Here is a 25,321-nt window from a genome sequence, read left to right on the forward strand (position 1 = left end):
GCTGACCGAAAAGGAGCAGGTGCGCCGTGCGTTTGATCGTGGGGATGACGGGGGCCACCGGGGCTCCGTTCGGGGTGCGGCTGCTGGAGCGCCTCGCCGAGCTGCCCGAGGTGGAGACCCACCTCGTGATGAGCCGCTGGGCGCGGTCCACCGTCGAGCTGGAGACCGGCCGCACCGCGCGTGAGGTCGCAGCCCTGGCCGACGTGGCGCACCCGCCCGAGGACCAGGGCGCCACCATCTCCTCCGGCTCCTTCCGCACGGACGGCATGGTGGTCGTCCCGTGCTCCATGAAGACGCTGGCCGGCATCCGCTCGGGCTACGCGGACGGGCTCGTCGGCCGGGCCGCGGACGTCACGCTCAAGGAGCGCCGGCCGCTGGTCCTCGTCCCCCGCGAGACACCGCTCAGCGAGATCCACCTCGAGAACATGCTCGCCCTGGCCCGCATGGGCGTCCGCATCGTGCCGCCCATGCCCGCCTTCTACAACCACCCCGCCACGGTCGACGACGTCGTGGAGCACATCGTCTCCCGCGTCCTCGACCAGCTGGACCTGCCCGCACCCGGTGCGGAGCGGTGGGCCGGTCTGCGCACCGCCCGCCTCGACGACGCACGGCGCGCCTCCTGACCGGGCCGCCGCGCCGTCACGTCCACGCCGCACGCCTGCACGCAAGGAGACTCGACCACCCATGCCGTACGACGACCTCCGCTCCTTCCTCGACACCCTGGAGAAGGAAGGGCAGTTGCTCCGCATCACCGACGAGGTGCTGCCGGAGCCCGACATCGCGGCCGCCGCCAACGCGGCGGGACGTATCGGCGAGGGGGCGCCGGCCCTCTGGTTCGACCGCGTCAAGGGCTTCACCGACGCCCGTGTCGCCATGAACGTCCACGGCTCCTGGGCCAACCACGCCCTCGCGCTCGGGCTGCCCAAGGGGACCTCGCCGCGGCAGCAGGTGGAGGAGTTCGCCCGCCGCTGGGACGCCTTCCCCGTCGCGCCGGAGCGCCGCGCGGACGCGCCGTGGCAGGAGAACAGCGTCACCGGCGAGGACGTGAACCTCTTCGACATCCTGCCGCTGTTCCGCCTCAACGACGGCGACGGCGGCTTCTACCTCGACAAGGCCGCCGTGGTCTCGCGGGACCCCGAGGACCCGGACCACTTCGGCAAGCAGAACCTGGGCACGTACCGGATGGAGGTCATCGGGCGCGACCGGCTGGCCATCCAGCCCGTCCCCGTGCACGACATCGCCAAGCACCTGCGCATCGCGGAGGAGCGGGGCGAGGACCTGCCGGTCGCGATCACCCTCGGCAACGACCCGGTCATCCCGGTCGTCGCCGGGATGCCCCTGGCCTACGACCAGTCGGAGTACGAGATGGCCGGCGCCCTGCGCGGCGCCCCGTACCCGATCGCCACCGCCCCGCACACCGGCTTCGACGTGCCGTGGGGCGCCGAGGTGGTGATCGAGGGTGTCATCGAGTCGCGGGTGCGTCAGATCGAGGGCCCGTTCGGCGAGTTCACCGGCCACTACTCGGGCGGCCGCCGTATGCCCGTCATCCGCATCGAGCGTGTCTCCTACCGCACGAACCCCGTCTTCGAGTCCCTCTACCTGGGCATGCCCTGGACCGAGTGCGACTACCTGGTCGGCCCCAACACCTCCGTACCGCTGCTCAAGCAGCTGCGCGCCGAGTTCCCCGAGGTCCGGGCCGTCAACGCCATGTACACGCACGGACTGCTGGTCATCATCTCCACGGCCAAGCGGTACGGCGGTTTCGCCAAGGCGGTCGGCATGCGCGCCATGACCACCCCGCACGGCCTCGGGTACGTCAGCCAGGTCATCCTCGTGGACGAGGACGTCGACCCCTTCGACCTGCCGCAGGTGATGTGGGCCCAGTCCGCCAAGGTCAACCCCAGGGAGGACGTCCTGATCCTCCCGAACCTGTCGGTCGTCGAACTCTCACCCGCGTCCCAGCCGGCCGGTGTCACCAGCAAGATGATCATCGACGCCACGACGCCCGTCGCCCCCGACGTCCGCGGCAACTACGGCACCCCCGTCAAGGACCTGCCCGAGACCGCCGAATGGACCGAGCGGCTCCGCACGCTCCTGGCGAACCGCTGAAAGGAAGCCCCATGCCCGACCAGACGAACGACCAGCCGAACGACCGGACCCTTCCCGCGGTGTGCCCGCGCTGCGAGCACGACGCCCTCACCACGGTGGCGGACTCGCCCGTGCCCGGGGTCTGGCAGGTGTTCCAGTGCGCCCGGTGCCTGTACATGTGGCGCTCCACCGAACCCGCCCGCCGCACCCGGCGCGAGGCGTACCCCGCCGGATTCCGGTTGACGGCCGAGGACATCGACGCGGCCATCGAGGTGCCGACGGTGCCGCCGCTCGCGGCCCGCTGAGGAACGCGGTCCACGGGCCGGCCGCACGGCACGGAGCCGGCCCGTGGCGGCCGTTCGCATGCGGTACGATCATCTTGTTCGCGCCGCCGGAACTCCGGTGGGCAGGACACGCGTTGGTGGTCCAAGGAAAGACGTCCCGCTTCCTGCGGGGAGATGCAGGTGCAAGGCCTGCCCGGCGCTCGGACCGACGGGCCCCGCCTCGATGAGGCGGGGCCCGTCCGCGTTCACCCGCATCGCGCCCACCGCGCCCGGCTCACCTCATCCGGCCCCGTCCGTCCGGAACGGCTCGCGCAGCCTGAACTTCTGGAGTTTCCCGGTCGCGGTGCGCGGCAGCGACTCGACGAGGTCGACGCGCTTCGGCGTCTTGAAGCCGGCGAGCCGGGTCCGGCAGTGCGCGATCAGCTCCGCGGCGCCGACGCCCGAACCGTCGGTGACGACCAGCGCCATGACCATCTCGCCCCACTTGTCGTCCGGGATTCCGATGACCGCCGCCTCCCGCACCGCCGGATGCGCCATCAGCACGTCCTCCACCTCGATCGACGAGACGTTCTCGCCGCCCGAGATGATGACGTCCTTCTTCCGGTCGGAGATCACCAGGTGGCCCTCGTCGTCGAGGTGCCCGCCGTCCCCGGTGTGGAACCAGCCGCCCGCCTGCGCCTTCGCGGTCTCCTCCGGCTGGTCCCAGTAGTCCTCCAGGTTGTGGTTCGACGCGGTGAGCACCTCCCCGTCGGCGTCCACGCGGACCCGTACGCCGAGCGCGGGCACCCCCGCCCGCCCGAGCCGCCGGGCGCGCTCGGCGACCTCCAGGCCGTCCCACTCGGCGGGGGCGCGGTTGACCGTGACGAGCGGCGACGTCTCGGTGAGCCCGTAGATCTGGACGAACTCCCAGCCCAGTTCCTCCAGTACGCGCTCGATCATGCGGGTCGGCGGCGGCGCGCCCGCGCAGACGACGCGGACGCGGTCACGGCCGGGGATCTCGCCGTCCCAGCGGGCCGCCGCGTCGAGCACGGAGTTCAGCACGGCGGGCGCCGCGCACATCAGCGTGACGCCGTGCTCCTCGACCCGGCGCAGGATCTCCGCGCCGTCGACCTGGCGCAGCACGACGTGCCGGCCGCCGACGCCCGTGACCACGTACGGCATGCCCCAGCCGTTGGCGTGGAACATCGGCAGCGTGTGCAGGTAGACGTCGCGGTCGCCGATCGTGGCGTGCAGCCCGAACACGGTCGCGTTCAGCCACAGAGCGCGGTGCGTGAGCCGGACGCCCTTGGGACGGGCGGTCGTGCCCGACGTGTAGTTGACCGTCGCGGTCGCGCCCTCGTCCGGCCGGTCCCAGTCCCGCGGCGCGACGCCGTGGCGGAAGAGGCCCTCGTCCTCGTCCTCGCCGAGCACGAACCGGTGCGGCACGTCGAGCGCGTCGAGCACGTCGGCGCGGGACGGGTCCGCGTAGACGACCGAGGCGCCCGAGTGCCGGACGATGTAGCCGATCTCCTCCGCGGTGAGCCGGAAGTTGACCGGCACCAGCGCGCGGCCCCAGCCCGAGACACCGAAGAACGAGGTCAGCAGCCGCGCCGAGTTCTGCGAGATCACGGCGACCCGGCCGCCCACGGGAACGCCGAGCTGGTCGAGCCGGGCGGCCTGCGCGCGGGCGAGCGCCGCGAGCTCCCGGTACGTCAGCGTGCCGAGGCCCGGCCCCGGCTGGTCCGGCTCGTCGATCACGGCGGCCCGGTCCGGGAAGACGTGGGCCGCACGGTCGAGGAAGTCCCGGACGGTCAGCGGGTAGTACATGACAGCACCTCCGGGTGGATGATCCCCGGCCACGTACCCGGGACCGTCGCGACGCGCGGCACCGACGGGCAGGACGCACACGGTGCCGTGCGAGGAACGTACCGGCCGGCGCACCCGCTCCACCAGCCGACGGCACACCTCGCCGCCGGCTGCCTCAGCCCACGGGCGTGAAGCGCACCGGGACGCCGACCGCCCCCTGGGCCGCCGCCGCGAGGCCGGTCTCCGTGACGACCGCGATCACCGGGTAGCCGCCCGTCGTCGGGTGGTCGTGCAGGAACACCACCGGGCGGCCGTCCGGGGGGACCTGGACCGCGCCGAGGACCATGCCCTCGCTGGGCAGCTCGCCCGTCGACGCCCGCTCCAGCACCGGGCCCTCGGTGCGCAGGCCGATGCGGTTGCTGTGCGGGGAGACGCGGTACGTCGCCGAGGTGAGGGTGCGCAGTGCCGCCGGGGTGAACCAGTCGGTGCGGGGGCCGAGCCGTACCGGCAGCACCAGTTCGGCGGGCGGCGCGGGCCAGGGCGCGGCGAAGGGCAGTGCCGGGTGCGGTGCGGGGGAGCCCGCCGCGCCCACCGGGAGCACGTCGCCGTCGCGCAGGGGGGCCGGGCCGAGGCCGGAGAGCAGGTCCGTCGAGCGGCTGCCGAGTACCGGCCGGACGGCGACGCCCCCGGCGAGGGCCACGTAGGAGCGCACGCCGGCGGTCACCGCGCCCACGTCCAGGACGGCGCCCGCGGGCACCCGTACGGGCGCGCCCCAGGCCGCGGGGCGTCCGTCCACCGTCACCGGGCAGGGCGCGCCGCCGACCACGACGGTGACGTGGTGGTCGGGCCGCAGGGCGCAGCCGGTGAGGGTGGTCTCCAGGACGGCGGCGTCGGGTGCGTTGCCGAGGAGCCGGTTGGCGAGGCCCATCGCGGGGGCGTCGAGCGCGCCCGAGCGCGGCACCCCCAGGTGGGCGTGGCCGCGCCGGCCCGCGTCCTGCACCGTGGTGAGGGCGCCGGCCCGGACGACGGTGAGCTCGACGGCGGTCATGCGGCACCACCCTCCACCGGGACGAACCGTACCCGCGTCCCCGGCGTCAGGAGCGCCGGCTCCTCCCGCGAGAGGTCCCACAGCGGCGCCGGGTCCGGCATGGTGCCGATCAGCTGCCAGCCGCCGGGCGTGGCGCGCGGGTACACCGCGCTGTAGGGGCCCGCGAGCGCCACCGCGCCGGCCGGGACCCGGGTGCGCGGCGTGGCGCGGCGCGGCACGTGCAGCTCGTCGGGCAGGCCGGTGAGGTAGCCGAACCCGGGGGCGAAGCCGCAGAACGCGACGCGGTACGCGGACGAGGCGTGCCGGGCGGCGACCTCGTCCGGTGCCACTCCCCACAGGTCCGCCACGTCGGTCAGGTCGGGCCCGTCGTAGCGCACGGGGATCGTGACGACGCCCGCGTCGTCGGCGGCGCTCGCCGGCACCTCCCAGCCGGCGAGCCGGCGGGCCAGCGCCTCGGGATCCGGTACGCCGTCCAGAAGCACCGTGCGCGCCCCGGGCACGATCTCCGCCACGGGCGGCAGCGTTCCCGCCGCGCGCCGCCGCAGCAGTTCGGCGTGGAAGGCGCCGGTGCGCTCGGCGTCCGGGAGTTCGACGAGCAACGCGTGCCGTCCGGCGGGGCGCACGTCCAGGGGCGCGCTCCCGGATGTGCCTCCGGGCGTCGCCCCGGGAGTGACGTCCGTGGCGCTCCCCGGTCTGTTCTCCGTCGTGCGTGTCATGCGAAGGCCCCGACCTCGACCCCGGCCGCCGCGAGCGCCTCACGCACCCGTACCGCGATCCGGGCCGCGCCCGGGGTGTCGCCGTGCACGCACAGGGAGCGGGGGGCGACCGCGACGGACGTACCGTCCACGGCTTCGACCGTACCGTCCACCGCGAACGCCAGCGCGCGCCGTACCACCGCGTCCTCGTCGTGCACCACGGCGCCGGGCTCACGGCGCGGCACGAGCGTGCCCTCGGGGGTGTACGCGCGGTCCGCGAAGGCCTCCGGAACGCCGGTGAGTCCCGCGTCCGCGGCGGCGGCGAGCAGCCGGGAGCCGGGCAGGCCCAGCACGGGCAGCGTGCCGCCCGCGAGCCGGACGCCGGCCACCACGGCGCGGGCCTGGTCGGTGTCGTGGACGGTGCGGTTGTAGAGCGCGCCGTGCGGCTTGACGTAGGCCACCTCGGCCCCGGCCGCCTCGGCGAACACCCGCAGCGCCCCGATCTGGTACGCCACCTCGGCGGCGAGTTCGTCGGCGGGCACGTCCATGGCGCGCCGTCCGAAGCCGGCCAGGTCGCGGTAGGACACCTGCGCCCCGATCCGCACCCCGCGCTCGGCGGCGAGGTCGCAGACGCGCCGCATCACGACCGGGTCGCCCGCGTGGAAGCCGCAGGCGACGTTGGCGCTGGTGACGACGGACAGCAGGGCGTCGTCGTCGGTGAGGGTCCAGCGGCCGAAGCCTTCACCCAGGTCTGCGTTGAGATCGATCACGCTTTGAACGTAGACGATTGTTGAACGATCCGACAAGGGTGGATTGTGTCGCCGTACTCCGGATGGAATTCACCTCTTGTTAGATCGTTGAACGATCCCCTAAGGTCCGTGTAATCCACACGGATCCGGAACCCTGGATTCCGTACCCATCCCCGGCGCTCTGCCTCCTCCCGTCCGAAGGACGGCCCACGCCCCACGCGGGCCGCCCCAGAAGAAGGCCACCGCCCAACGCCTGAAGAAGGCCACCGCATGATCGTTCTCCTCGGCGTGGTCGTGGTGATCCTCGGATTCGTCACGCGCCGCAACCCCGTCCTCGTGGTGGGCGTCGCCGGCATCGTCACCGGACTGCTCGGCAAGATGTCCCCGCGGGAGGTCCTCGCCGCCTTCGGCCAGTCCTTCGCCGACAGCCGCTCGGTCACCGTCTTCGCCATCGTGCTCCCGGTGATCGGCCTCCTGGAGCGCTACGGCCTCCGTGAGCAGGCCCGCAACCTCATCGGCCGCCTCGGCAAGCTCAGCGCCGGCCGCTTCCTCACCGTCTACCTGCTCGTCCGGCAGGTCACCGCGGCCTTCGGCCTCAACAGCATCGGCGGCCCCGCGCAGACCGTACGGCCCCTCGTCGCGCCCATGGCCGAGGCCGCCGCCGAGCGCACCGCGGGGGCCAGGCTGCCCGACCGGCTGCGCGAGAAGGTGCGGTCCTACTCCGCGTCGTCCGACACCGTCGGCCTCTTCTTCGGCGAGGACTGCTTCCTCGCGATCGGCTCGATCCTCCTGATCACCGGCTTCGTGAACTCGACCTACCAGCAGCACATCGAACCCATCGAGCTGGCCCTGTGGGCGATCCCGCTCGCCGTCTGCGCCTTCTTCATCCACGGCGCCCGCCTGCTGCTCCTGGACAAGCAGCTGGAGCGCGAGATGGCGGCGGCCGCCGCCGAGAACGACCTGCCGCTGCCGAAGGGGGCCGACAAGTGATCAAGGTCGAATGGCTCTACTGGCTGGTGGGCCTCGTCTTCGTCGTGATGGCCGTGCAGATGGCGGCCGACCGCACCAACCCCAAGCGGTGGACGTCCGCCGCGTTCTGGGGCCTGCTCGGGGTGACCTTCCCCTACGGCACCGGCGTCGTGAACGCCTCGAAGGGCACCGGCGGCTGGACCCTGCCCGCCGAACCGCTCGGCGTCGCGGTCCTCGCCCTCATCGTGCTCGCCGGGTTCAACTTCCTCGGCAAGGGCGTCCCCGTCACCACCACCGGTGAGCAGCGCGAGGCCTCCGCCACCCGGCTCGGCAGCAAGATCTTCATCCCCGCCCTCACCATCCCCGTCGTCGCCATCGTCTGCGCCGCGGTGCTCGACGACTCCGGCCTGTTCCAGGAGGGCCAGGCGACACTGCTCGGGCTCGGCGTCGGATGCGTCGCCGCCCTCGTCGTCGGCATGCTGGTCACCGGCGAGAAGAAGATCTCCGTCCCGCTCCACTCCGGCCGCTCCATGCTGGAGGCCATGGGCTCCGCCCTGCTGCTGCCCCAGCTCCTGGCCGTGCTCGGCTCGATCTTCGCCCTGGCCGGGGTCGGCACCCAGGTCGGCGACATCATGAACAGCGTCCTGCCGGAGAACTCGAAGTACCTCGCCGTGATCGCCTACTGCGTCGGCATGTACCTCTTCACCGTGATCATGGGCAACGCCTTCGCCGCGTTCCCCGTGATGACCGCGGCGATCGGCTGGCCCATCCTCGTCGAGCAGATGAACGGCAACGCCCCGGCCATCCTCGCCATCGGCATGCTGGCCGGCTTCTGCGGCACCCTCTGCACGCCCATGGCCGCCAACTTCAACATCGTCCCGGCCACGCTGCTGGAGCTGAAGGACCAGTACGGACCGATCAAGGCCCAGATCCCGACGGCGCTCGCGCTCCTCGTCTGCTGCACCGTGATCATGGCGGTCTTCGCCTTCTGAGCCCCCGCCCTCCCGGACCCCGGCCCGCCACCACCCCCGTACGGACCCGTAAGGAAGTGCCATGACCCGCGTCCTCATCACCGGCTTCGCCCCCTTCGGCGGCGAGAGCGTGAACCCGTCCTGGCAGGCGGCGTCCCTCGTCGCCGCCGAGCCGCCCGCCGGGCTGACGGTGACCGCCGCCGAGCTTCCCTGCGTCTTCGGCGAGTCCGTCGAGGCGCTGCGCGACGCCATCCGGGCCTCCGAGCCCGACCTGGTCCTCAGCCTGGGCCAGGCGGGCGGCCGCCCGGGTGTCACGGTCGAGCGCGTCGGCATCAACGTCGACGACGCCCGCATCCCCGACAACGCGGGCAACCAGCCCATCGACGAGCCGGTCGTCCCCGGCGGCCCCGCCGCCTACTTCTCCACCCTCCCCGTCAAGGCCTGCGTCGCCGCGATGCGCGAGGCCGGCGTCCCGGCCGCCGTGTCCAACACCGCCGGCACCTTCGTCTGCAACCACATCGCCTACGCCCTCGGCCACCTCATCGCCACCGAGTTCCCGCACCTCAGGGGCGGCTTCGTGCACGTCCCCTGGGCGCCCGGGCAGGTCACCGACGGCACCGCCCCGGCCCTGCCGCCCGCCACCGTGGCCCACGGACTGCGCGCCCTGCTCACCGCCGCCGCACGCACCCCCACCGACCAGGACCTCAAGGTCACCGAGGGGGCCACCCACTGATGCCGCTCACGGCTTATGCGGCATCCTTCGCCCGGCTCGCCCTCGCCAACATCACACGCGAGTACCCCAACCTCCCCGCCCACCTGATCACCTCGCCCGACGAGCCCCTGCGGCCCAGCACCCTGCACCCGGCCTTCCACGGCGCGTACGACTGGCACTCCGCGGTCCACATGCACTGGCTGCTCGTCCGGCTGCTGCGCCGGTACGGCGGGACGCCCGCGCTCCCGGACACCGCGCCCTACACCGACGCGCTGGACCGGCACCTCACCCCGGGCAACCTCGCCACCGAGACCGCCTATCTCCTCGACCACCCCTCCTTCGAGCGGCCCTACGGCTGGGCCTGGCTGCTCGTGCTCGCCGCCGAGTGCCGGGCCCACGGCGGGGCGGCGGGCGCCCGCTGGACCGAGGCCCTCGCCCCGGCCGTCACCGCCGTCGACCGGCTCCTCGCCGACTGGCTGCCGAAGGCCACCTATCCCGTACGCCACGGCAACCACCCCAACAGCGCCTTCGCCCTCGGGCTCGCCCTCGACTCGGGGCAGCTCTCCCCGGCGACCACCGCTGCCGTACGGGAACGCCTGCGGACCTGGTTCGCCGACGACCACGACGCGCCCGCGCACTGGGAGCCCTCGGGACACGACTTCCTGTCCCCGGCGCTGAGCGAGGCCGACGCGATGCGCAGGGTGCTCGCGGGGGAGGAGTTCGCGGAGTGGCTGGACCGGTTCCTGCCCGCGCTGCGCACCGGCGCGCCCTGCCCCCTGCTGGAGGTGCCGGTCGTCTCCGACCCGGCCGACCCGCAGATCGGCCACCTCCTCGGCCTGGCCCTCAGCAGGGCGGCCGCGCTGCGCTCCCTCGCCGGGGCGCTGCCGGACGGTCCGGTGCGCACCCGTCTGACGGGGGCGGCGGAGGCCCATCTCGCGGCGGGCCTGCCCGCGGTGGAACGCGGCGACTTCACCACCGACCACTGGCTGGCCACCTTCGCCACGCTGGCCCTCGACCCGTACACGCAACACTGAGGAGCTGCGCATGTGCGGGTGGTGACGACCGACCGCCTCTCAAAGCAAGGCTTTGGGATGGCCAAAGTTGAAGTGTTAAGGTCAACGGGTGATGTCAGCAGCCGCGCCCGCCATGCCCAGGAGTGTTCCGCTCCTCGTGGCGCGCCTGCATGTGGACCTGTGTCGCTCCACCTCCGCGACCTGTAGTCCCTGACGTCGGTCACGCCCGACGTCACGCCGCGGCGGTGCTGCTGACCCGCTCTGCCGGGGGCCGCCGCTCTCGAGCACCACTCACCCGCTTACCCGCGCGTCCCCAACGGAGCATGTCCGTGTCTGCGAACACGAAGTCCCCCGAGGCCTCCAGAGGCTTCAAGGTGCCCTTCTGGGCCCAGATCATCGCCGGTCTCGTCCTGGGCGTCCTGCTCGGCTGGCTCGCCCGCAGCCAGGACCTGTCCTGGCTGGTGACGACCCTCGACAAGATCGGCGGTACGTTCGTCGGGCTGCTGAAGCTCGCCGTCGCCCCGCTCGTCTTCTTCGCGATCCTCGTCTCGATCACCAACCTGCGGAAGGTCACCAACGCGGCCCGCCTGGCCACGCGCACCCTCCTCTGGTTCATGATCACCTCGCTGATCGCGGTGGCCATCGGCATCGTCATCGGCCTGGTCACCAACCCCGGCGCCGGCACCGGTCTCACCCCCAAGGACGGTGAGCTGCCCGAGAAGACCGGTTCCTGGCTCGACTTCCTGACCGGCATCGTGCCGACCGACGTGATCACCCCGTTCACCGAGCTGAACGTGCTGCAGATCGTCTTCATGGCCGCCGTCGCCGGTATCGCCGCCCTCCAGCTCGGCGACAAGGCCCAGCCGATCCTCACCCTGAGCGAGTCCGTCCTCGAACTGCTCCAGAAGGCCCTGTGGTGGGTCATCCGCCTCGCGCCGCTCGGCACCGTCGGCCTCATCGGCCGCGCCATCGCCACCTACGGCTGGGACCTGATCGGCAAGTACGCCACCTTCACCGCCGACATCTACGTCGGCTGCGCGCTCGTGCTGTTCGTGGTCTACCCGGCGCTGCTCGCCGGCGTGGCCAAGCTCAGCCCGGTCCAGTTCTTCAAGGGCGCCTGGCCCGCGATCCAGCTGGCGTTCGTCTCCCGCTCCTCGGTGGGCACCATGCCGCTGACCCAGAAGGTCACCGAGCGCCTCGGCGTCCCCCGGGAGTACGCGTCCTTCGCCGTGCCGTTCGGCGCGACGACCAAGATGGACGGCTGCGCGGCCATCTACCCCGCCATCGCCGCGATCTTCGTCGCCCAGATCTTCGACATCCAGCTCGGCGTCGGCGACTACCTGCTGATCGCGTTCGTGTCGGTGGTCGGCTCCGCCGCCACGGCCGGCCTCACCGGCGCGACGGTCATGCTGACCCTCACCCTCTCCACCCTCGGTCTGCCCATGGAGGGCGTGGGCCTGCTCCTCGCGATCGACCCGATCCTGGACATGATGAGGACGGCGACCAACGTCGCGGGCCAGGCCCTCGTACCGGTCCTGGTCTCCGCCCGCGAGGGCCTGCTCGACCGCAAGGCGTACGACGAGGCGCACAGCTCTCCGCTGGACGAGCCGGAGCCGAAGCAGGAGTCGGACCGGGTGCCGGTCACGGCCTGACACGCACGCACGGAACCGCACGCGGCATCCGCGGGGGCTCACGAGCCCGGCGGATGCCGCGTGCGGTTTTCCGTCATGTCGTCCTCAGGCGCGGGACGCGGCCCGCAGCAGCCGCAGCTCGCCGATCTCCGCGACGTTCTTCATCAGCTCGGCGTTCACCCAGGCGGCCATGTGCGCGACGGTGTGCTCGCCGTCGTCCTGCCAGGGGAACGACGCGGCCCGGTCGAGATCCTCGTCGGTGAGCCGGTCCAGCGCCTGCGACCAGTCCTGGCGGAGGCCGCGCAGCCAGGTGACGGTCGCTTCGCCCTCGCCCGGCCAGGCGATGTCCGACCGGTCGCGCGGCGGCCGTCCCGAGGCGTGATCGGTGGCCACGCTCAGCCACCATCCCAGGTGCCAGCTCACCCAGCCGATCGTGGGCACGGGGACGGGGTCGGGCTCGGTCTCCGCCCAGTCCGGCGTCCACCGTCCTTCGGCGTCCCGCCGTACGGTCCAGCAGAGGGCGGCCGGCTCCCACAGGAAGTCGTCCGGTCGCAGACGCTCCAGGTGGTATTCGAAGAGCGACCACGTGAAGTCGAACTGCCAGGCGAGCAGATCACGACGGGAGGTGTGCACCGGGCGACACTCGCACACCGCCGGAAGCGGTCGCAAAGGTATTTCGGCACGGCGGCTCCTGGCCGGTTCTGGCCGGTTCGCGCCTGTGTGAACTGCGGTGCGCGCGGTCACACTTGTGCCCCGTCCGACACACGCGCCACTTCCCGGTGGCCGTTGCCCGCCCGGGAGGTCCAGCGCGATGCTGCCTGACGCGACACCGCACGGAGACGGTACGCCCGCGCGTGACCGGCGCCCCAGGGACCGGGTCACCCTGCGCACCGATCTGCGGGCCGCCGTGCCCGACGCCGCCGCGGCCGTGGGGGTCACGGCCGCCGTGTTCTGGTTCCTGTACGTCCGCATGGACTCGGGCGCCTCGGCGACGGTCGCCGTCATGCCGTTCATGGACGACCCCGGCACGTACTGGATGTACCTGCTCAGCCAGGCGTTCGGCTGGTCGGCCCTGCTGTGGGCGTGGGGGACGGTGATGCTCGGTCTGCTGCTGTCGGGGCCGCGTCCCGGGCGCCTGCCCGTCTCCCGGCAGACCCTGGAACGCTGGCACCGCACCACGAGCCTGACCACGACGGCCCTGATGTTCGCCCACGCCCTCATGTTCGCGGCGGAACTGGTCCGTTACGAGACCGAGGTGGCGTGGCTGCAGCGGCTGTGGGTGGCCTTCGCGGACAGTTTCGTGCCGGGCTGGTACGACTCCGGGACCGGGCGGATCGCCATCCCGATCGGCCAGGGCGCCCTCTACCTGGCGATCCCGCTCGGGCTGCTGTTCTACGTGCGGCACCGCATCGGCGCGAACACCTGGCGCCGGCTGCACCGGTTCGTCATCGTCGTGTACGTGCTGAGCGTCTGGCACACCCTGCTGTACGGCACCAACGTCTGGTACGGCGAATGGCCCCGCACCGTGCTGTGGCTGCTGCAACTTCCCGTCGCCGCGCTGCTGCTGGCGCGGTTGCTGAGGCCGGCCCGGTCCGGCGAGCGGCTCGGTGCGCCCGGCCGCCGGGGAACGGTCTCCCTGCCGGCGTGGGCCGTGCGGGCCGCGGGCCGGGCCGCCGTCGTCGCCGTGCTCGTCGGCATCGTCGCCGTGGTCGTGTCCGGACACGACGGGGGACGGGACCGGGTCACCGACACGCCCGCGACGGCCCCGCACGACCAGACGACGGACTGAGCCGCGTCCGGCCGCGGGTACGGATCAGTCCGCGCCGGGGAGGAAGGTCACCTGCGGGGCCCCGGTGCGCGGATGGACCGCCACCTCGGCACTCACGCCGTACACCTCCCGCAGCAGCCCGGCGGTGAGGACCTCCCCGGGCGGGCCCGACGCGACGACCCCGCCGTCCCGCAGGACGTAGAGCCGGTCGCAGTAGTACGCGGCCAGGTTGAGGTCGTGCAGGGCCACCAGGACCGTGACGGGCAGCCGCCGCAGCACGCCGAGGACCCCCAACTGGTGCCGGACGTCCAGGTGGTTGGTGGGTTCGTCGAGGACGAGCAGGGACGGCCGCTGGGCCAGCGCGCGGGCGATGAGCACACGCCGGCGCTCGCCTCCCGAGAGCCGGTCGAAGGGGCGGCCGGCCAGCGCGGCGGCGTCCACCGCGGTCAGCGCGGCGTCGACCAGTTCCGCGTCCTCGGCGGTGTCTCCGGCGAGCAGCCGCTTGTGCGGGGTGCGGCCCATCGCGACGACCTCGCGCACCGTCAGGTCGAGGTCGGCCGCCTGCTCCTGCACGACCGCGGCCAGTGTCCGGGCCAGCGTGCGCGGGGGCAGCGACCAGGCGTCGGCGCCGTCCACCCGTACGGAACCGGCCGCGGGGCGCAGCACGCGGTAGACGGCGCGGAGCAGGCTGGACTTGCCGCTGCCGTTGGGGCCGACGAGCCCGATCACCTCGCCCGGGCGGGCGGTCAGCGAGACGTCCCGTACCAGGTGCCGGGTCCCGGCGGTCAGTGTGACGCCGTCGACGTCGAGCCCGGAGGCGCTCATGACTCTCCCGGGCCGGTGGCGCGGCGGGCGTCCCTGCGCATCAGCCACAGGAAGAACGGACCGCCGCACAGGGCCGTCAGCACCCCCACCGGGATCTCGGTCGGCGCGGCGACGGTGCGCGCGGCGATGTCGGCCCAGACGAGGAAGACCGCTCCGCCGAGCGCCGCGGCCGGCAGCACACGGCGGTGGTCGCCGCCGGTGAACAGCCGCACGATGTGCGGCAGCATCAGGCCGACGAAGCCGATCGGCCCGGCCGCGGCGACCAGCACGCCGGTGACGAGGGACAGGACGACGAACATCCGGGCCCGGAACCGGGCCACGTCGAGTCCCATGGTCGCGGCGGCCTCTTCGCCCGCGAGCAGCAGGTTCAGGTTCCGTGCCTGTACGAGGAGGACGGCGATGCCGAGCAGCAGGGCCGCGCCCGGCAGCCACAGGGTGCCCCAGCCGGCGCCGCCCAGGCCGCCGAGGGTCCAGGCGAGGACCTCGCGGGCCTCGTTGCCCCGGCCGGTGGTGAGCAGCAGCAGGTTCGTCACCGCGGTGAGCACCGCCGCGACCGCCACGCCGGACAGCACGAGCCGTACGGAGGTGATGCGGCCGCCGGTGCGGGCGGTCGCGTACACGAGCAGCAGCGAGCCGAGCGCCCCGGCGAACGCGGCGGCCGACAGCGACACCGGCCCGAACACGGTGACCCCGAGGACGATCACCGCGACGGCGCCGAGGGACGCGCCGGAGGAGACCCCCAGCAGGTACGGCTCGGCGAGCGGGTTGCGCACCAGGGCCTGCAGGGCGGTGCCCACCACGGCGAGCCCGGCGCCCGTCACCGCGCCGAGCAGCACCCGGGGCGCCCGCACGTCCAGGACGATGGTCTCCCGCGCCCCGGACCAGGTGGGCTCCGCCCAGCCGGCGCCCAGTGCATGGGTCACGATGCCCCACACCTGGCCGGGCGGTACCTGCACCGAGCCGATCGCCAGGCCGGCCGTGACGGAGACCAGGAGCAGCAGGGCGAGGAGGGGCAGGGCGAGGGCGGGAGGCCGGCGCTCCGCGGTGGGGGAGGCGCTCACCGCCGCGGTCACCGGAAGCTCTCGGGGTGCAGGCCGCGGGCCAGGTCCTCGACGGCGTACGCGGACCGGACGCCGACCAGGGTGGCGGTCAGCGGCAGCACGACGAACCGCTCGTTCTTCACGGCGGGTACGTCGGCGAGGGCGGGCCGGGAGAGCAGGAACTCCTTCTTCCGCTCGACGCTGCCGGCGCCCGCGTAGTCGTAGATGACGATGACCTCCGGCCGACGGTCCACGACCTGCTCCCAGGAGACGTCGCCGAAGACGTCGTCGACGTCCGCGAAGACGTTGCGGCCGCCGGCGAGGCGGATGATCTCGGTGCCCAGGCCCTTGCCGCCCGCGGTGAAGGCCGACCTCTCACCGCTGTCGTACACGAAGACGGGTACCGCCGGTTCACCCCCGACGGCCGCCGCGGTCCCGTCGACACGTTCCCGGAGGCCGGTCACCAGCTCGTCGGCCCGGTCCGGCACACCGAAGATGTCGCCGACGGTGCGGATCTCGTCGTACGTGTCCTCCATCGTGACCCGGTCCTCGCCGCAGTACTCGCGGTTGAGGTGGGTGTCGATGCCGGCGTCGGCGAACGCCTCGCGGGACCGGCCCTCCTTCTCGGCGAAGGCGCTGCCGTAGCCGCCGTAGACGAGGTCGGGTTCGGCGTCCAAGACGGTCTCGAACGACGGTTCCTTCGCGGCCAGTTCGGGGACCGACTCGAACTCCTCCCGCCACTGCGGCAGGACGGCCGAGTCCGGGAAGGCGGTGCCCACCATGCGGTCCGCGAGGCCGAGGGAGAGCAGCAGTTCCGCCGGGTGCTGGTGGATGGTGACGACCCGGGACGGCGGCCGGTCGTACGTCGTGCGTACGCCGCAGTTGTCGACCGTGACGGGGAAGCCCCGCGCCGGGGAGGCGGCGGCCTGCGCGCCGCCCCCGGAGTCGTCCGCCGCGCCGCAGCCGGCGGTCAGCAGCGCGGCGGACAGGACGACGGCCGCGGCGGTGAGGCGCCGGGAGCGGCGCCGGCGGGCGGGGGAGAGGGATGGTGCGGGCGTGCGGGTGGAGCTGTACACGTGATGCCTCCTGGGGAGTCCGCGCTCCTCGGAACGGGCCCGCGACAGGCCAGTGTCCTGACTCCCGGATCGACGTTCCCCCCGCCTTCCCGCGCGTGTGCGCAGTGGCCTGCCGAAGGGTTGCACTCCCCGGTCACAGTGGCGGGACCGTGCCGGAATCGCACCGGCTTCCTGTCTCCCGTCGCGGCGACGACCTGGTGATGTTACGCCCCGTGGCGCACGGGCGAAAACCCGTGCGAGGAAACGGACTTGGGCCTTCCGGGGTCCGGCGGGCGGGTGGCCCCCGCACCGGACGGCTAATCCCGTGACACATGCACCGACCCGCTCTAAGGTCAGTGCCCGTCTCTCTGTGCACAGCCGAGAAGGAAGAGCACGACATGCATTCCTTGCACCGCAGCACTTCCGGTTTGACGCGACGCACCACTCTGAACACGGCCGCCGCCGCGGTGGCCGGACTGGCGCTGGGGTCCACCCAGGCCGCCGCACTCGGCGGGGACGGACGGTCCACCGCCGCCGACGCCCCCTCCGGCGACAGCGGCAGACAGGCGCGGTTCCCCACCACCCGGGTGCGGCGTGCCGCCGGTGCCGACGCCCTCGGGGCGTCGGTCGACTTCTCCTTCAACTACCTGAGCGTCGGGTGGACGGGGGTTCCGCGCGGGGGGCAGGTCCGCTTCCGGGGCGCGGACGGCCGGCTGGGCGCCTGGCAGGCGCTGAGCGCCGGGTGCGCCGCCGGCCCCGACGGCGCGACGCCGGCGGTCCGCCGGGCCGACGGCACGCGCCCGGTCCAGGTGCTGGCCGCGGCCCCCGCCGGAGCACGCGGCTACGAACTGCGCGTACCCGACGGTGCCACCGACGTACGGGCCGCCGTCCTGGACACGGCCGGCGGACCGGCCCGTACGGTCCACGTGCCCGCCGAGCCCCAGTGGTTGCTGGACGTCCCGTACCTCACCCGCGCCCAATGGGGTGCGGACGAGTCGCTGCGCTTCCTGCCGGACGGCACGGAGAACAGCCCGCCCGCCTACTACCCGGCGCAGGTGATGACGGTGCACCACACCGCCGGCCTCAACGGCGACCCCGACCCGGCGGCCACCGTCCGCGCCGTCTACGCCCAGCACGCGGTCGTCAACGACTGGGGGGACATCGGGTACCACTTCCTGGTCGACGAGGCCGGTGTGATCTACGAGGGCCGCTGGTCCGGGACCGACGGGATCGCCGCCCACGACGCCGAGGGCAACCTCGTGACCGGGTTCCACACCGCCGGATACAACTCCGGCAGCCTGGGCGTCGCGCTGCTCGGCACGTACGACAGCGCGACGCCGACCCCGGAGGCGCGCGCTTCCCTCACGTCGGTGCTGGCCGCGTACGCGAAGTACCACGGGTTCGACGCCCGGGCGAACGTCACCTTCGTCAACCCGGTCAGCGGCGTGACGAAGGACAACCCCATGCTCAGCGGTCACCGGGACTGGCTCTCCACCGAGTGCCCCGGCGGTGTCCTCCACGCGGACCTGCCGCGGCTGCGCGAGGACGTGGTCCGGCGGCAGGCCTACCGCCGCGTGCGGGAGCTGCCGCTGCCGATCCGTCCGCGGCCCTAGTACCGCGGTCCGCCGGCGGCGGGTGCGCCGGGGGTCACCGGAGTGCGGACCGGTGGCCCCCTAGGGGCGCTCCGCCGCGTCGCCCGGCTCGGTGCAGGACGGGCAGAGCCCGCGGTAGGTGACCTCGGCCTCGGAGACCGTGAAGCCGAAGCGCTGCTCGGCCGGCAGGTCGGCCAGGGGGTCGCCGGTGGGGTGGACGTCGCGGATCGTGCCACAGCCGGAGCACACCAAGTGCTGGTGCGGATGGTGCGCGTTGGGGTCGTAGAGCTTCGCGCGGCCCTCGGTCGAGACCTCGACGACCTCGCCCAGGGAGACCATCTCGCCCAGGGTGTTGTAGACGGTGGCGCGGGATATCTCGGGCAACCGCAGAACGGCGCGCGCGTGCACCTCGTCGGCCGTGAGGTGGACGTGGTCGCCGCCGAGGACCTCCGCAACGACCCGCCGCTGGGACGTCATCCGCCATCCACGTCCTCGCAGCCGCTCCAGCAGGTCACTCATGTCGGTTCACCTATTCGGGGGTTCGATGGCGCACGAAGTCTACGGACGAGGGCGGCCATGTCAACGGACTGCGGGATTGGCCCACTTCTTGACTTGGACTCTGTCAATCGTAGGATCTGTTCCGGCACCCGCCAAGGGACACGGGACTTCAGGACGGCAGGAGACGAAGCGATCGCCTTAGTCGTATCTCTCCTCTCCCTCCGCCGGCCGTGCCGCAGCCCCCTCAGGCGCTCGTCACGGCAGGGCTCGTACGCCGCACCACCCCGCCGGTCCCCGACGGGCATGTGTCCGCGCGCCGAGGCCGAGGCCACCGCTCCGGCGTCCCGCTCCCGCACCACCGCCGCCACCGGCACCCACCCAGCACCGTGACCCGCCTGGTCCGGAAGGATTCCCATGTCTGAGAACCACGACGCCATCGTCACCGATCCCAAAACGGGCACGGAGAGCGCGGGTGGCTGCCCCGTCGCGCACACGGCGCGCGCCCCGCACCCGACGCAGGGCGGCGGCAACCGCCAGTGGTGGCCGGAGCGGCTGAACCTGAAGATCCTGGCCAAGAACCCGGCCGTGGCCGACCCGATGGACGAGGACTTCGACTACGCCGAGGCGTTCCAGGCCCTCGACCTCGCGGCCGTGAAGCGGGACATCGCGGAGGTGCTGACCACCTCGCAGGACTGGTGGCCGGCCGACTTCGGGCACTACGGCCCGCTGATGATCCGTATGGCCTGGCACAGCGCCGGCACCTACCGGATCAGCGACGGCCGCGGCGGCGCCGGCGCCGGCCAGCAGCGCTTCGCCCCGCTCAACAGCTGGCCGGACAACGGCAACCTGGACAAGGCCCGCCGTCTGCTGTGGCCGGTGAAGAAGAAGTACGGCAAGTCCATCTCCTGGGCCGACCTCATGATCCTCACGGGCAACGTCGCCCTGGAGTCGATGGGCGCGAAGACCTTCGGCTTCGCCGGCGGCCGTGTGGACGTGTGGGAGCCCGAGGACGACGTCTACTGGGGCCCCGAGACCACCTGGCTCGGCGACGAGCGCTACACCGGTGACCGCGAGCTGGAGGAGCCCCTCGGTGCGGTCCAGATGGGTCTGATCTACGTCAACCCCGAGGGCCCGAACGGCAATCCGGACCCGCTGGCCTCCGCCCGCGACATCCGCGAGACGTTCCGCCGCATGGCGATGAACGACGAGGAGACCGTCGCCCTGATCGCCGGCGGCCACACCTTCGGCAAGACGCACGGCGCCGGCCCGGCCGACCACGTCGGCGCCGACCCGGAGGCCGCCGGCCTCGAGGAGCAGGGCCTGGGCTGGCGGAACACCTTCGGCACCGGCAAGGGCGCGGACGCCATCACCTCCGGTCTCGAGGTCACCTGGACCAGCACGCCCACCCAGTGGAGCATGGGCTTCTTCGAGAACCTGTTCGGCTACGAGTGGGAGCTCACCGAGAGCCCGGCCGGCGCCAAGCAGTGGAAGCCGAAGGACGGCGCGGGCGAGGGCACCGTCCCGCACGCCCACGACGCCACGAAGAAGATCGCCCCGGCGATGCTCACCGCCGACCTGGCGCTCCGCTTCGACCCCGTCTACGAGGAGATCTCCCGCCGCTTCTGGCAGAACCCGGACCAGTTCGCGGACGCCTTCGCGCGCGCCTGGTTCAAGCTGACCCACCGTGACATGGGCCCGAAGTCGCTGTACCTCGGCCCGGAGGTGCCCGAGGAGACCCTGCTCTGGCAGGACCCGCTGCCGGAGCGCGAGGGCGAGCTGATCGACGCGGACGACATCGCGGCGCTGAAGGCCAAGCTCCTCGACTCGGGGCTGACCGTCTCCCAGCTGGTGAGCACCGCGTGGGCGTCGGCCTCCACGTTCCGCGGCAGCGACAAGCGCGGCGGTGCCAACGGCGCCCGCATCCGCCTGGAGCCGCAGCGGAACTGGGAGGTCAACAACCCCGACCAGCTCGCGCTCGTCCTGCGCACCCTGGAGAGCGTCCAGCAGGAGTTCAACGCGGGCGCCGGCGAGAAGAAGGTCTCCCTGGCCGACCTGATCGTGCTCGGCGGCTCCGCGGCCGTGGAGAAGGCCGCCAAGGACGCCGGGTACGACATCGAGGTGCCCTTCACCCCGGGCCGGGTCGACGCGGCCGACGAGCACACCGACGCGGAGTCCTTCGCCGCGCTGGAGCCCAGGGCCGACGGCTTCCGCAACTTCTACGGCAAGGGCAACCGCCTGCCGGCCGAGTACCTGCTGGTCGACCGGGCCAACCTGCTCACGCTGAGCGCCCCGGAGATGACCGTCCTGGTCGGCGGCCTGCGCGTGCTGGGTGCGAACTACGACGGTTCGAAGACCGGTGTCCTCACCGAGAACCCGGGCACGCTGACGAACGACTTCTTCGTCAACCTGCTCGACATGGGCACCGCCTGGAGCTCGACGTCCGAGGACCAGTCCGCGTTCGAGGGCCGCGACCGTGCCACCGGCGAGGTCAAGTGGACCGGCACCCGGGCCGACCTGGTGTTCGGTTCCAACTCCGAGCTGCGCGCCGTCGCCGAGGTGTACGCGAGCGACGACGCCGAGGAGAAGTTCGCCAGGGACTTCGTCGCGGCGTGGAGCAAGGTCATGGACCTGGACCGGTTCGACCTGGTCTGATGCGTCGGATATCTGATCTGTCGGACCTCTGGTGCGTCGGATCCTGAGGCATCGGGCTCCGACGCCCGACGTCCGGCGGTGACGCCCGGGCCGGCCGCGCGCCGGCCGGCCCGGGCGTCCGCTCGTCACCCCGGCCGGCCCGGCGCTCACTCCGCGGCGTGCGCCGGCCGGGCGTCGCGGCCGCCGGGGTGCCGGTGCCGCCACGTCCAGAACACCACGCACGACACCAGCGCCCAGCCCGTCAGCACGAGGAACGGGAAGGCGTGCTGGTGCCCGGGGAAGTACACCGCCGTGTGCTGGGCGTTGACGGAGGCGCCCGGCGGCAGCCACTTGCCGATCTCGCCGAGCGGCGAGGGCAGCAGCGGCCAGGACACCGCCCCGCCCGAGGAGGGGTTGCCGAGCAGCACCATCAGCCCCCACGTCGGCAGCATCGCCCAGCGGCCGAAGAGGGTGTTGAACATGGTGAAGACCATGCCGCTGGTGAACATGGTGAAGGCGAGGATCGCCCACGACTCGGCGAAGGGCAGGTCGAGCGCCCCCAGCAGCCAGTCCACCACCGCGGCGATGGCGAACGCGCCGAGCATGCTGTAGGCGGCCGTGTAGGCGACCCGTTCGAGCGGGGTGAGCGCCCTCGCGTGCACGCTGAGCTGGATCGCGCCGACGAAGCCGATGATCACGGCGGCCAGCGAGATGTAGAAGATGGCCAGGCCGCGCGGGTCCCCCTCCTGCAGGGGCTTGACGTCCTCGACGGTGACCGAGATCCCGGTCTCCCTGCCCACGGCGGCCGCCGCGTCGCCCAGTACCTGGGCCACCGTGGCGCCCGAGGCGCCGGAGAGCCGCACGTCGACGGAACGGCCGTCCTTCCCCACGTCGAAGACGGCGAAGACCTTCTGGCTGTCGATCGCCTTCAGGGCCTGCTCCGCGGTGTCGTACGGATGCACCTTCACCGAGGCGTTGAGCGCCTTCTCCATGCCGTCGAGGAACGTGTCGCCGGGATCCCCCCGGTGGTCGCCCACGACCGCGGCGGGGATCGAGTGCGGGGTGGGGTTGGCCATGGAGTAGGTGTAGGAGCCGGCGAAGAGGCCGGCGGCCGCCGCCAGGATGAGCATGAGCACGGTGGCGGGCAGGAAGGGCGACTCCTTGAACCTCGCCCACCGCTGCTCACGCGTCGGAGGCTTCCCGTGAACACCATGTGACATGTCGGACATGGGTCATACGTTAGCTTTCGTGGTCGAGTATCGGACACAGGGTCGCCCTCGCACCCGGCGGCGTGCCGTTCGGGGACCCGGGCGCGGCCGGGTCGGTGAGTGGCCGTCAGGGGTTGGAACGTGCCACCGGCCGGCGCCCCGGGGGGCGCCGGCCGACGGATGTCCGCGGTGCGTCGCGGTGAGGAGAAGCCGGGTCAGCTCCGCTGCTGGGTCCGCCCCTGACCCTGTTCGAGGGCCTTGCCGGTCATGTCGGTCACCTCGCCCGCCGGGGGCGCCTCCGCCTCGACCTCCGTGCCGAAGTCGGTGAACTCCACGACGGTGCGCACCTTGGCCTCCTGCGGCGAGGCCGAGGAGCCGGCGGCCGACTGCTCCGACGAGGCGGCCGGGACCTTGACGGTCATGTCCATCTGCTGGCGGCGGATGCGGCCCTCGTCGTCCAGCCACACGTCCATGGGCAGGGTCCCGCCGACCTGCCGGCTCAGCTCCGCGCCGTTGGGCAGCTCGTTGACGTCGACGTTCACGCGGTAGCGCGTGGTGTCGACCCCGCCGACCTTCTCCGTCCCCTTCTCGGCCACGTCCTTGTCGGAGATCGCCTTGGCGAACGCCGCGGAGTCGGCCGGGTTGCTGACGGTCTGGCCGCCTCCGCCCTGCTGCGCGGCGGCCTTCTCCAGGTCGATCTTGATCCAGGGCTTGCCGCCCGATCCCTGCTGCTCGGGCATCTTCTGGTACAGGACCTGGTCGACCACCCGCTGCTCGATCTCCTGGCCCTGCGCGGTGACGGTCATGACGCTGTCCCCCTCGGACAGGTCGATGGTGCCCTCCCCGTCGACGGTGACCGACTGGCCCTGAGCGGAGGTCACCACGCGCATCGTCATCCGCGCGGTGTCCTCCTCGGCCGTCTTGTCGTAGGCGGAGCGCACCGCCTGGGTGCCCTGCTCCCGGGCGCCCGCGCTCTCGCTCGCGGAAGCGCTCCCGGCGTTCCCGGCGTCGTCCGCGGAGTCGCCGTCGCCGCACGCCACCAGCACCGTGCCCGCGAGGACGCCGGCGACGGTCAACGTACCGACCCTCTTGCCGCTGCCCGTCCTGGCCATTGCACCATCTCCTTCCGGACTGTCACCGGCCCCCCTCGGCACCGGTCCGCTGCTCCAAGTGCCCCTGATGCACATGAACACACCTGAACGCCTCTGATTCGTACCGGAGTTCGGCGTGCGTGATGTGCGCGACGGGAGGGGGCGAAGCGGCGGTACCGGGCACCTGGAGCGGATGGGTGTCTCGCTCGCGCCGGCCTCGGCCGCCTGCTACGGCGTCGTCGACTTCGCCGGCGGACTGCTGTCCCGCCGGGTCCACTTCGCCGTGGCCGCCTTCCCGGGGCAGGCCGGCAGTCTGCTGCTCGCGCTGCCGGCCGCATCCCTGGTGCCCGCGGAGGCGGTCCGGTCCGCGGACGTGACCTGGGGAGCGCTGTCCGGCGCCGGCAGTGCCGTGGCGATGCTGTTCCTCAACCGCGGCCTGAGCCGTGGCGCCATGAGCGTCGTGGTCCCCGTGAGTGCCGTCACCGGAGTGGCGCTGTCGGTGGTCCGCGGTGCGTTCTTCCCGGGGACCGGCCCTCCCTGCCGGCCTGGCCGGGCATCTGCGTCACCGTGCCCGCGCTGTGGCTGGTGTCCGGCGGCCGTACCGGACGGGCTGATCGCCGGCCTGGGAGTGGCCGTGCAGTACACCGGGCTCGCCCAGGCCGACCCGGCGAGCGGTCTGTGGCCCGTGGCCGCCGGACGGGTCGTCGCGGTCCTGGTGCTCCTGCCGAGCGCGGGACGGCACGCCGCGGAGTTCCGGCAGCCCGTCAGGACACCGGGGCGGGCGGTGCTGATCGGGGCGGGTGCGGCCCTCGCCCTGATCCTCTGCCTCTGGTCCACCCGGACGCAGATGCTGGCCGTCGCGGTCGTCGTCGCCTCGCTGTACCCGGCCGTCCCGACGGTGCTCGGCCTCGCGGCGCTGCACGAGAGGGTCACGAGGGCGCGGACGGCCGGCCTGGTGAGCGCTGCCGTCGCCGTCGTCCTGCTGGGTCCGGGGTGACGCGAGGTCGTCCGGTCAGCCGCGGGCGGCTTCACCCTCCTCCAGGCGGGCCCGCAGCGTCGCGGCGAAGTCCTCGGCGCGTGCCAGTTGTACCTGCAGTTCCTCGATCTTCCGGGCGGCCACGGCCTCGTACCGCCGTACGCGCTCCAGCAGGGCGTCGCGCTCGTCCCCGCCCGGCCCGCCCGGGGCGTCGAGCCGGTCCGTGGCCTCCAGCAGGTCGCGCATCTCGTCCAGGGAGAAGCCCAGCGGCTTCATACGGCGGATGACCATGAGGCGGGCGACGTCGGACTCGGTGTAGAGGCGGAAACCGCCCTGTGAGCGGGCCGAGGGGATGACCAGGCCGGTCTCCTCGTAGTGCCGGATGGTGCGCAGGGACAGCTCCGTCCGCGCGGCGACCTCACCGATCTGCATGTGCTTGCTGTCCACGCCCTTGGCCTCGGCCTTCCTGCTGTTCCATACCTACCCTAACGTTAGGGTAGAGTTCCTGGTGTCGACGGCTCGTGACCGCTCGACCCGACGAACCACCGCAGGAGAAGAGCGTACGCATGTCCCAGGTGTCCGCCGCCTGCCCGCCCTGACGCTCGGCCCCGACGCGCCCCGCTCCGCCCCGTGTACCGGCGCCCGGCCCGCGTCCACCGACAGCAACCGACATCTCGCGGCGGGACCGGCCC

Annotated in this window: 24 protein-coding genes, 1 pseudogene and 1 riboswitch; of the genes and pseudogenes, 13 read left to right on the forward strand and 12 right to left on the reverse strand. The window is 72.9% G+C overall.

Annotation, left to right across the window (positions count from 1 at the left end; all coding sequences use genetic code 11):
- The first annotated feature begins 26 nt into the window (after positions 1-26).
- The 3 genes from IEZ04_RS25575 to IEZ04_RS25585 all read left to right on the forward strand — a co-directional run bounded on the left by IEZ04_RS25575 (position 27) and on the right by IEZ04_RS25585 (position 2,393).
- Entirely contained in the window at positions 27-623 is a 597-nt protein-coding gene (locus IEZ04_RS25575) for a non-oxidative hydroxyarylic acid decarboxylases subunit B (RefSeq protein ID WP_229821271.1), read from the forward strand.
- A gap of 61 nt (positions 624-684) precedes the next feature.
- Complete coding sequence (locus tag IEZ04_RS25580; protein ID WP_189219300.1) at positions 685-2,109, forward strand: non-oxidative hydroxyarylic acid decarboxylases subunit C; 1,425 nt, start codon at positions 685-687, stop codon at positions 2,107-2,109.
- 11 nt (positions 2,110-2,120) lie between these two features.
- Positions 2,121-2,393, forward strand: coding sequence for a non-oxidative hydroxyarylic acid decarboxylases subunit D (locus tag IEZ04_RS25585; protein ID WP_189219301.1), 273 nt, complete (start codon positions 2,121-2,123; stop codon positions 2,391-2,393).
- A gap of 258 nt (positions 2,394-2,651) precedes the next feature.
- Here IEZ04_RS25585 and IEZ04_RS25590 read toward each other — a convergent pair whose 3' ends face one another.
- From IEZ04_RS25590 to IEZ04_RS25605, 4 genes are all read right to left on the reverse strand, one after another.
- Positions 2,652-4,178 (reverse strand): AMP-binding protein, encoded by a 1,527-nt coding sequence (locus IEZ04_RS25590; protein ID WP_189219302.1) that lies wholly within the window; start codon positions 4,176-4,178, stop codon positions 2,652-2,654.
- A 154-nt stretch (positions 4,179-4,332) separates the two neighbouring features.
- Positions 4,333-5,205: a 5-oxoprolinase subunit C family protein gene (locus tag IEZ04_RS25595; protein WP_189219303.1), complete on the reverse strand. Its 873-nt coding sequence runs from the start codon at positions 5,203-5,205 to the stop codon at positions 4,333-4,335.
- On the reverse strand, positions 5,202-5,921 hold the full coding sequence (locus tag IEZ04_RS25600; RefSeq protein ID WP_189219304.1) for a 5-oxoprolinase subunit B family protein: 720 nt from the start codon (positions 5,919-5,921) through the stop codon (positions 5,202-5,204). The genes IEZ04_RS25595 and IEZ04_RS25600 overlap by 4 nt, the downstream gene beginning before the upstream one ends.
- Positions 5,918-6,670, reverse strand: a complete 753-nt coding sequence (locus IEZ04_RS25605) for a LamB/YcsF family protein (RefSeq protein WP_189219305.1) — start codon at positions 6,668-6,670, stop codon at positions 5,918-5,920. The genes IEZ04_RS25600 and IEZ04_RS25605 overlap by 4 nt, the downstream gene beginning before the upstream one ends.
- A gap of 249 nt (positions 6,671-6,919) precedes the next feature.
- Between IEZ04_RS25605 and IEZ04_RS25610 the strand changes: the two genes are divergently transcribed.
- The 6 genes and pseudogenes from IEZ04_RS25610 to IEZ04_RS25630 all read left to right on the forward strand — a co-directional run bounded on the left by IEZ04_RS25610 (position 6,920) and on the right by IEZ04_RS25630 (position 11,966).
- Entirely contained in the window at positions 6,920-7,639 is a 720-nt protein-coding gene (locus IEZ04_RS25610) for a DUF969 domain-containing protein (protein ID WP_189219306.1), read from the forward strand.
- Positions 7,636-8,610, forward strand: a complete 975-nt coding sequence (locus tag IEZ04_RS25615) for a DUF979 domain-containing protein (protein WP_189219307.1) — start codon at positions 7,636-7,638, stop codon at positions 8,608-8,610. Before IEZ04_RS25610 ends, IEZ04_RS25615 begins: the two co-directional genes overlap by 4 nt.
- A 61-nt stretch (positions 8,611-8,671) precedes the next feature.
- Positions 8,672-9,322 (forward strand): pyroglutamyl-peptidase I, encoded by a 651-nt coding sequence (gene pcp / locus IEZ04_RS25620; protein ID WP_189219308.1) that lies wholly within the window; start codon positions 8,672-8,674, stop codon positions 9,320-9,322.
- Entirely contained in the window at positions 9,322-10,335 is a 1,014-nt protein-coding gene (locus IEZ04_RS25625; protein WP_189219309.1) for a DUF2891 domain-containing protein, read from the forward strand. Before pcp ends, IEZ04_RS25625 begins: the two co-directional genes overlap by 1 nt.
- 130 nt (positions 10,336-10,465) lie before the next feature.
- Positions 10,466-10,528 (forward strand): annotated as a pseudogene (locus tag IEZ04_RS36035) (putative leader peptide); the annotation flags it as partial.
- Between the two features lie 109 nt (positions 10,529-10,637).
- Complete coding sequence (locus IEZ04_RS25630) at positions 10,638-11,966, forward strand: dicarboxylate/amino acid:cation symporter (RefSeq protein ID WP_189219310.1); 1,329 nt, start codon at positions 10,638-10,640, stop codon at positions 11,964-11,966.
- Positions 11,967-12,050: 84 nt separating this feature from the next.
- On the opposite strand, the gene IEZ04_RS25635 is transcribed toward IEZ04_RS25630, so the two are convergent.
- On the reverse strand, positions 12,051-12,578 hold the full coding sequence (locus IEZ04_RS25635; RefSeq protein WP_189219311.1) for a DinB family protein: 528 nt from the start codon (positions 12,576-12,578) through the stop codon (positions 12,051-12,053).
- Between the two features lie 178 nt (positions 12,579-12,756).
- Here IEZ04_RS25635 and IEZ04_RS25640 point away from each other — a divergent pair, with 178 nt between their 5' ends.
- Entirely contained in the window at positions 12,757-13,734 is a 978-nt protein-coding gene (locus IEZ04_RS25640; protein WP_189219312.1) for a ferric reductase-like transmembrane domain-containing protein, read from the forward strand.
- 24 nt (positions 13,735-13,758) lie between these two features.
- On the opposite strand, the gene IEZ04_RS25645 is transcribed toward IEZ04_RS25640, so the two are convergent.
- From IEZ04_RS25645 to IEZ04_RS25655, 3 genes are read right to left on the reverse strand one after another with little or no spacing between them, the layout of a single operon-like run.
- Positions 13,759-14,538, reverse strand: a complete 780-nt coding sequence (locus IEZ04_RS25645) for an ABC transporter ATP-binding protein (RefSeq protein WP_189219313.1) — start codon at positions 14,536-14,538, stop codon at positions 13,759-13,761.
- On the reverse strand, positions 14,535-15,599 hold the full coding sequence (locus IEZ04_RS25650; protein WP_229821272.1) for a FecCD family ABC transporter permease: 1,065 nt from the start codon (positions 15,597-15,599) through the stop codon (positions 14,535-14,537). The genes IEZ04_RS25645 and IEZ04_RS25650 overlap by 4 nt, the downstream gene beginning before the upstream one ends.
- 8 nt (positions 15,600-15,607) lie before the next feature.
- The gene (locus IEZ04_RS25655; protein WP_189219315.1) at positions 15,608-16,654 is read right to left on the reverse strand and encodes an ABC transporter substrate-binding protein; all 1,047 of its coding nucleotides are present in this window, start codon (positions 16,652-16,654) and stop codon (positions 15,608-15,610) included.
- Positions 16,655-16,684: 30 nt separating this feature from the next.
- A riboswitch (cobalamin riboswitch) is annotated at positions 16,685-16,862 on the reverse strand.
- Positions 16,863-17,061: 199 nt separating this feature from the next.
- Here IEZ04_RS25655 and IEZ04_RS25660 point away from each other — a divergent pair.
- The gene (locus tag IEZ04_RS25660) at positions 17,062-18,246 is read left to right on the forward strand and encodes an N-acetylmuramoyl-L-alanine amidase (RefSeq protein WP_229821273.1); all 1,185 of its coding nucleotides are present in this window, start codon (positions 17,062-17,064) and stop codon (positions 18,244-18,246) included.
- A 60-nt stretch (positions 18,247-18,306) separates the two neighbouring features.
- Here IEZ04_RS25660 and IEZ04_RS25665 read toward each other — a convergent pair whose 3' ends face one another.
- Complete coding sequence (locus tag IEZ04_RS25665; protein ID WP_189219317.1) at positions 18,307-18,744, reverse strand: Fur family transcriptional regulator; 438 nt, start codon at positions 18,742-18,744, stop codon at positions 18,307-18,309.
- Positions 18,745-19,137: 393 nt separating this feature from the next.
- Here IEZ04_RS25665 and katG point away from each other — a divergent pair, with 393 nt between their 5' ends.
- Positions 19,138-21,375, forward strand: coding sequence for a catalase/peroxidase HPI (katG, locus tag IEZ04_RS25670; RefSeq protein ID WP_189219318.1), 2,238 nt, complete (start codon positions 19,138-19,140; stop codon positions 21,373-21,375).
- 146 nt (positions 21,376-21,521) lie between these two features.
- Here the strand turns inward: katG and IEZ04_RS25675 are convergent, their stop codons facing one another.
- Both IEZ04_RS25675 and IEZ04_RS25680 read right to left on the reverse strand, forming a co-directional pair.
- A complete protein-coding gene (locus tag IEZ04_RS25675) occupies positions 21,522-22,583 on the reverse strand; it encodes an ABC transporter permease (protein WP_189219319.1) in 1,062 nt (353 codons plus the stop codon).
- Between the two features lie 194 nt (positions 22,584-22,777).
- On the reverse strand, positions 22,778-23,674 hold the full coding sequence (locus tag IEZ04_RS25680) for an SCO4651 family lipoprotein (RefSeq protein ID WP_189219320.1): 897 nt from the start codon (positions 23,672-23,674) through the stop codon (positions 22,778-22,780).
- Between the two features lie 115 nt (positions 23,675-23,789).
- On the opposite strand from IEZ04_RS25680, the gene IEZ04_RS25685 reads away from it, so the two are divergent.
- Positions 23,790-24,650 carry a DMT family transporter gene (locus tag IEZ04_RS25685; RefSeq protein WP_229821274.1) on the forward strand — a complete coding sequence of 287 codons (861 nt, stop codon included), beginning with the start codon at positions 23,790-23,792 and terminating at the stop codon, positions 24,648-24,650.
- Positions 24,651-24,665: 15 nt separating this feature from the next.
- On the opposite strand, the gene IEZ04_RS25690 is transcribed toward IEZ04_RS25685, so the two are convergent.
- Positions 24,666-25,076 (reverse strand): MerR family transcriptional regulator, encoded by a 411-nt coding sequence (locus IEZ04_RS25690; RefSeq protein ID WP_189219321.1) that lies wholly within the window; start codon positions 25,074-25,076, stop codon positions 24,666-24,668.
- Positions 25,077-25,321 lie beyond the last annotated feature (245 nt).

This window comes from Streptomyces ruber, from assembly GCF_014648075.1.
In the GTDB taxonomy this organism is placed as follows: domain Bacteria; phylum Actinomycetota; class Actinomycetes; order Streptomycetales; family Streptomycetaceae; genus Streptomyces; species Streptomyces ruber.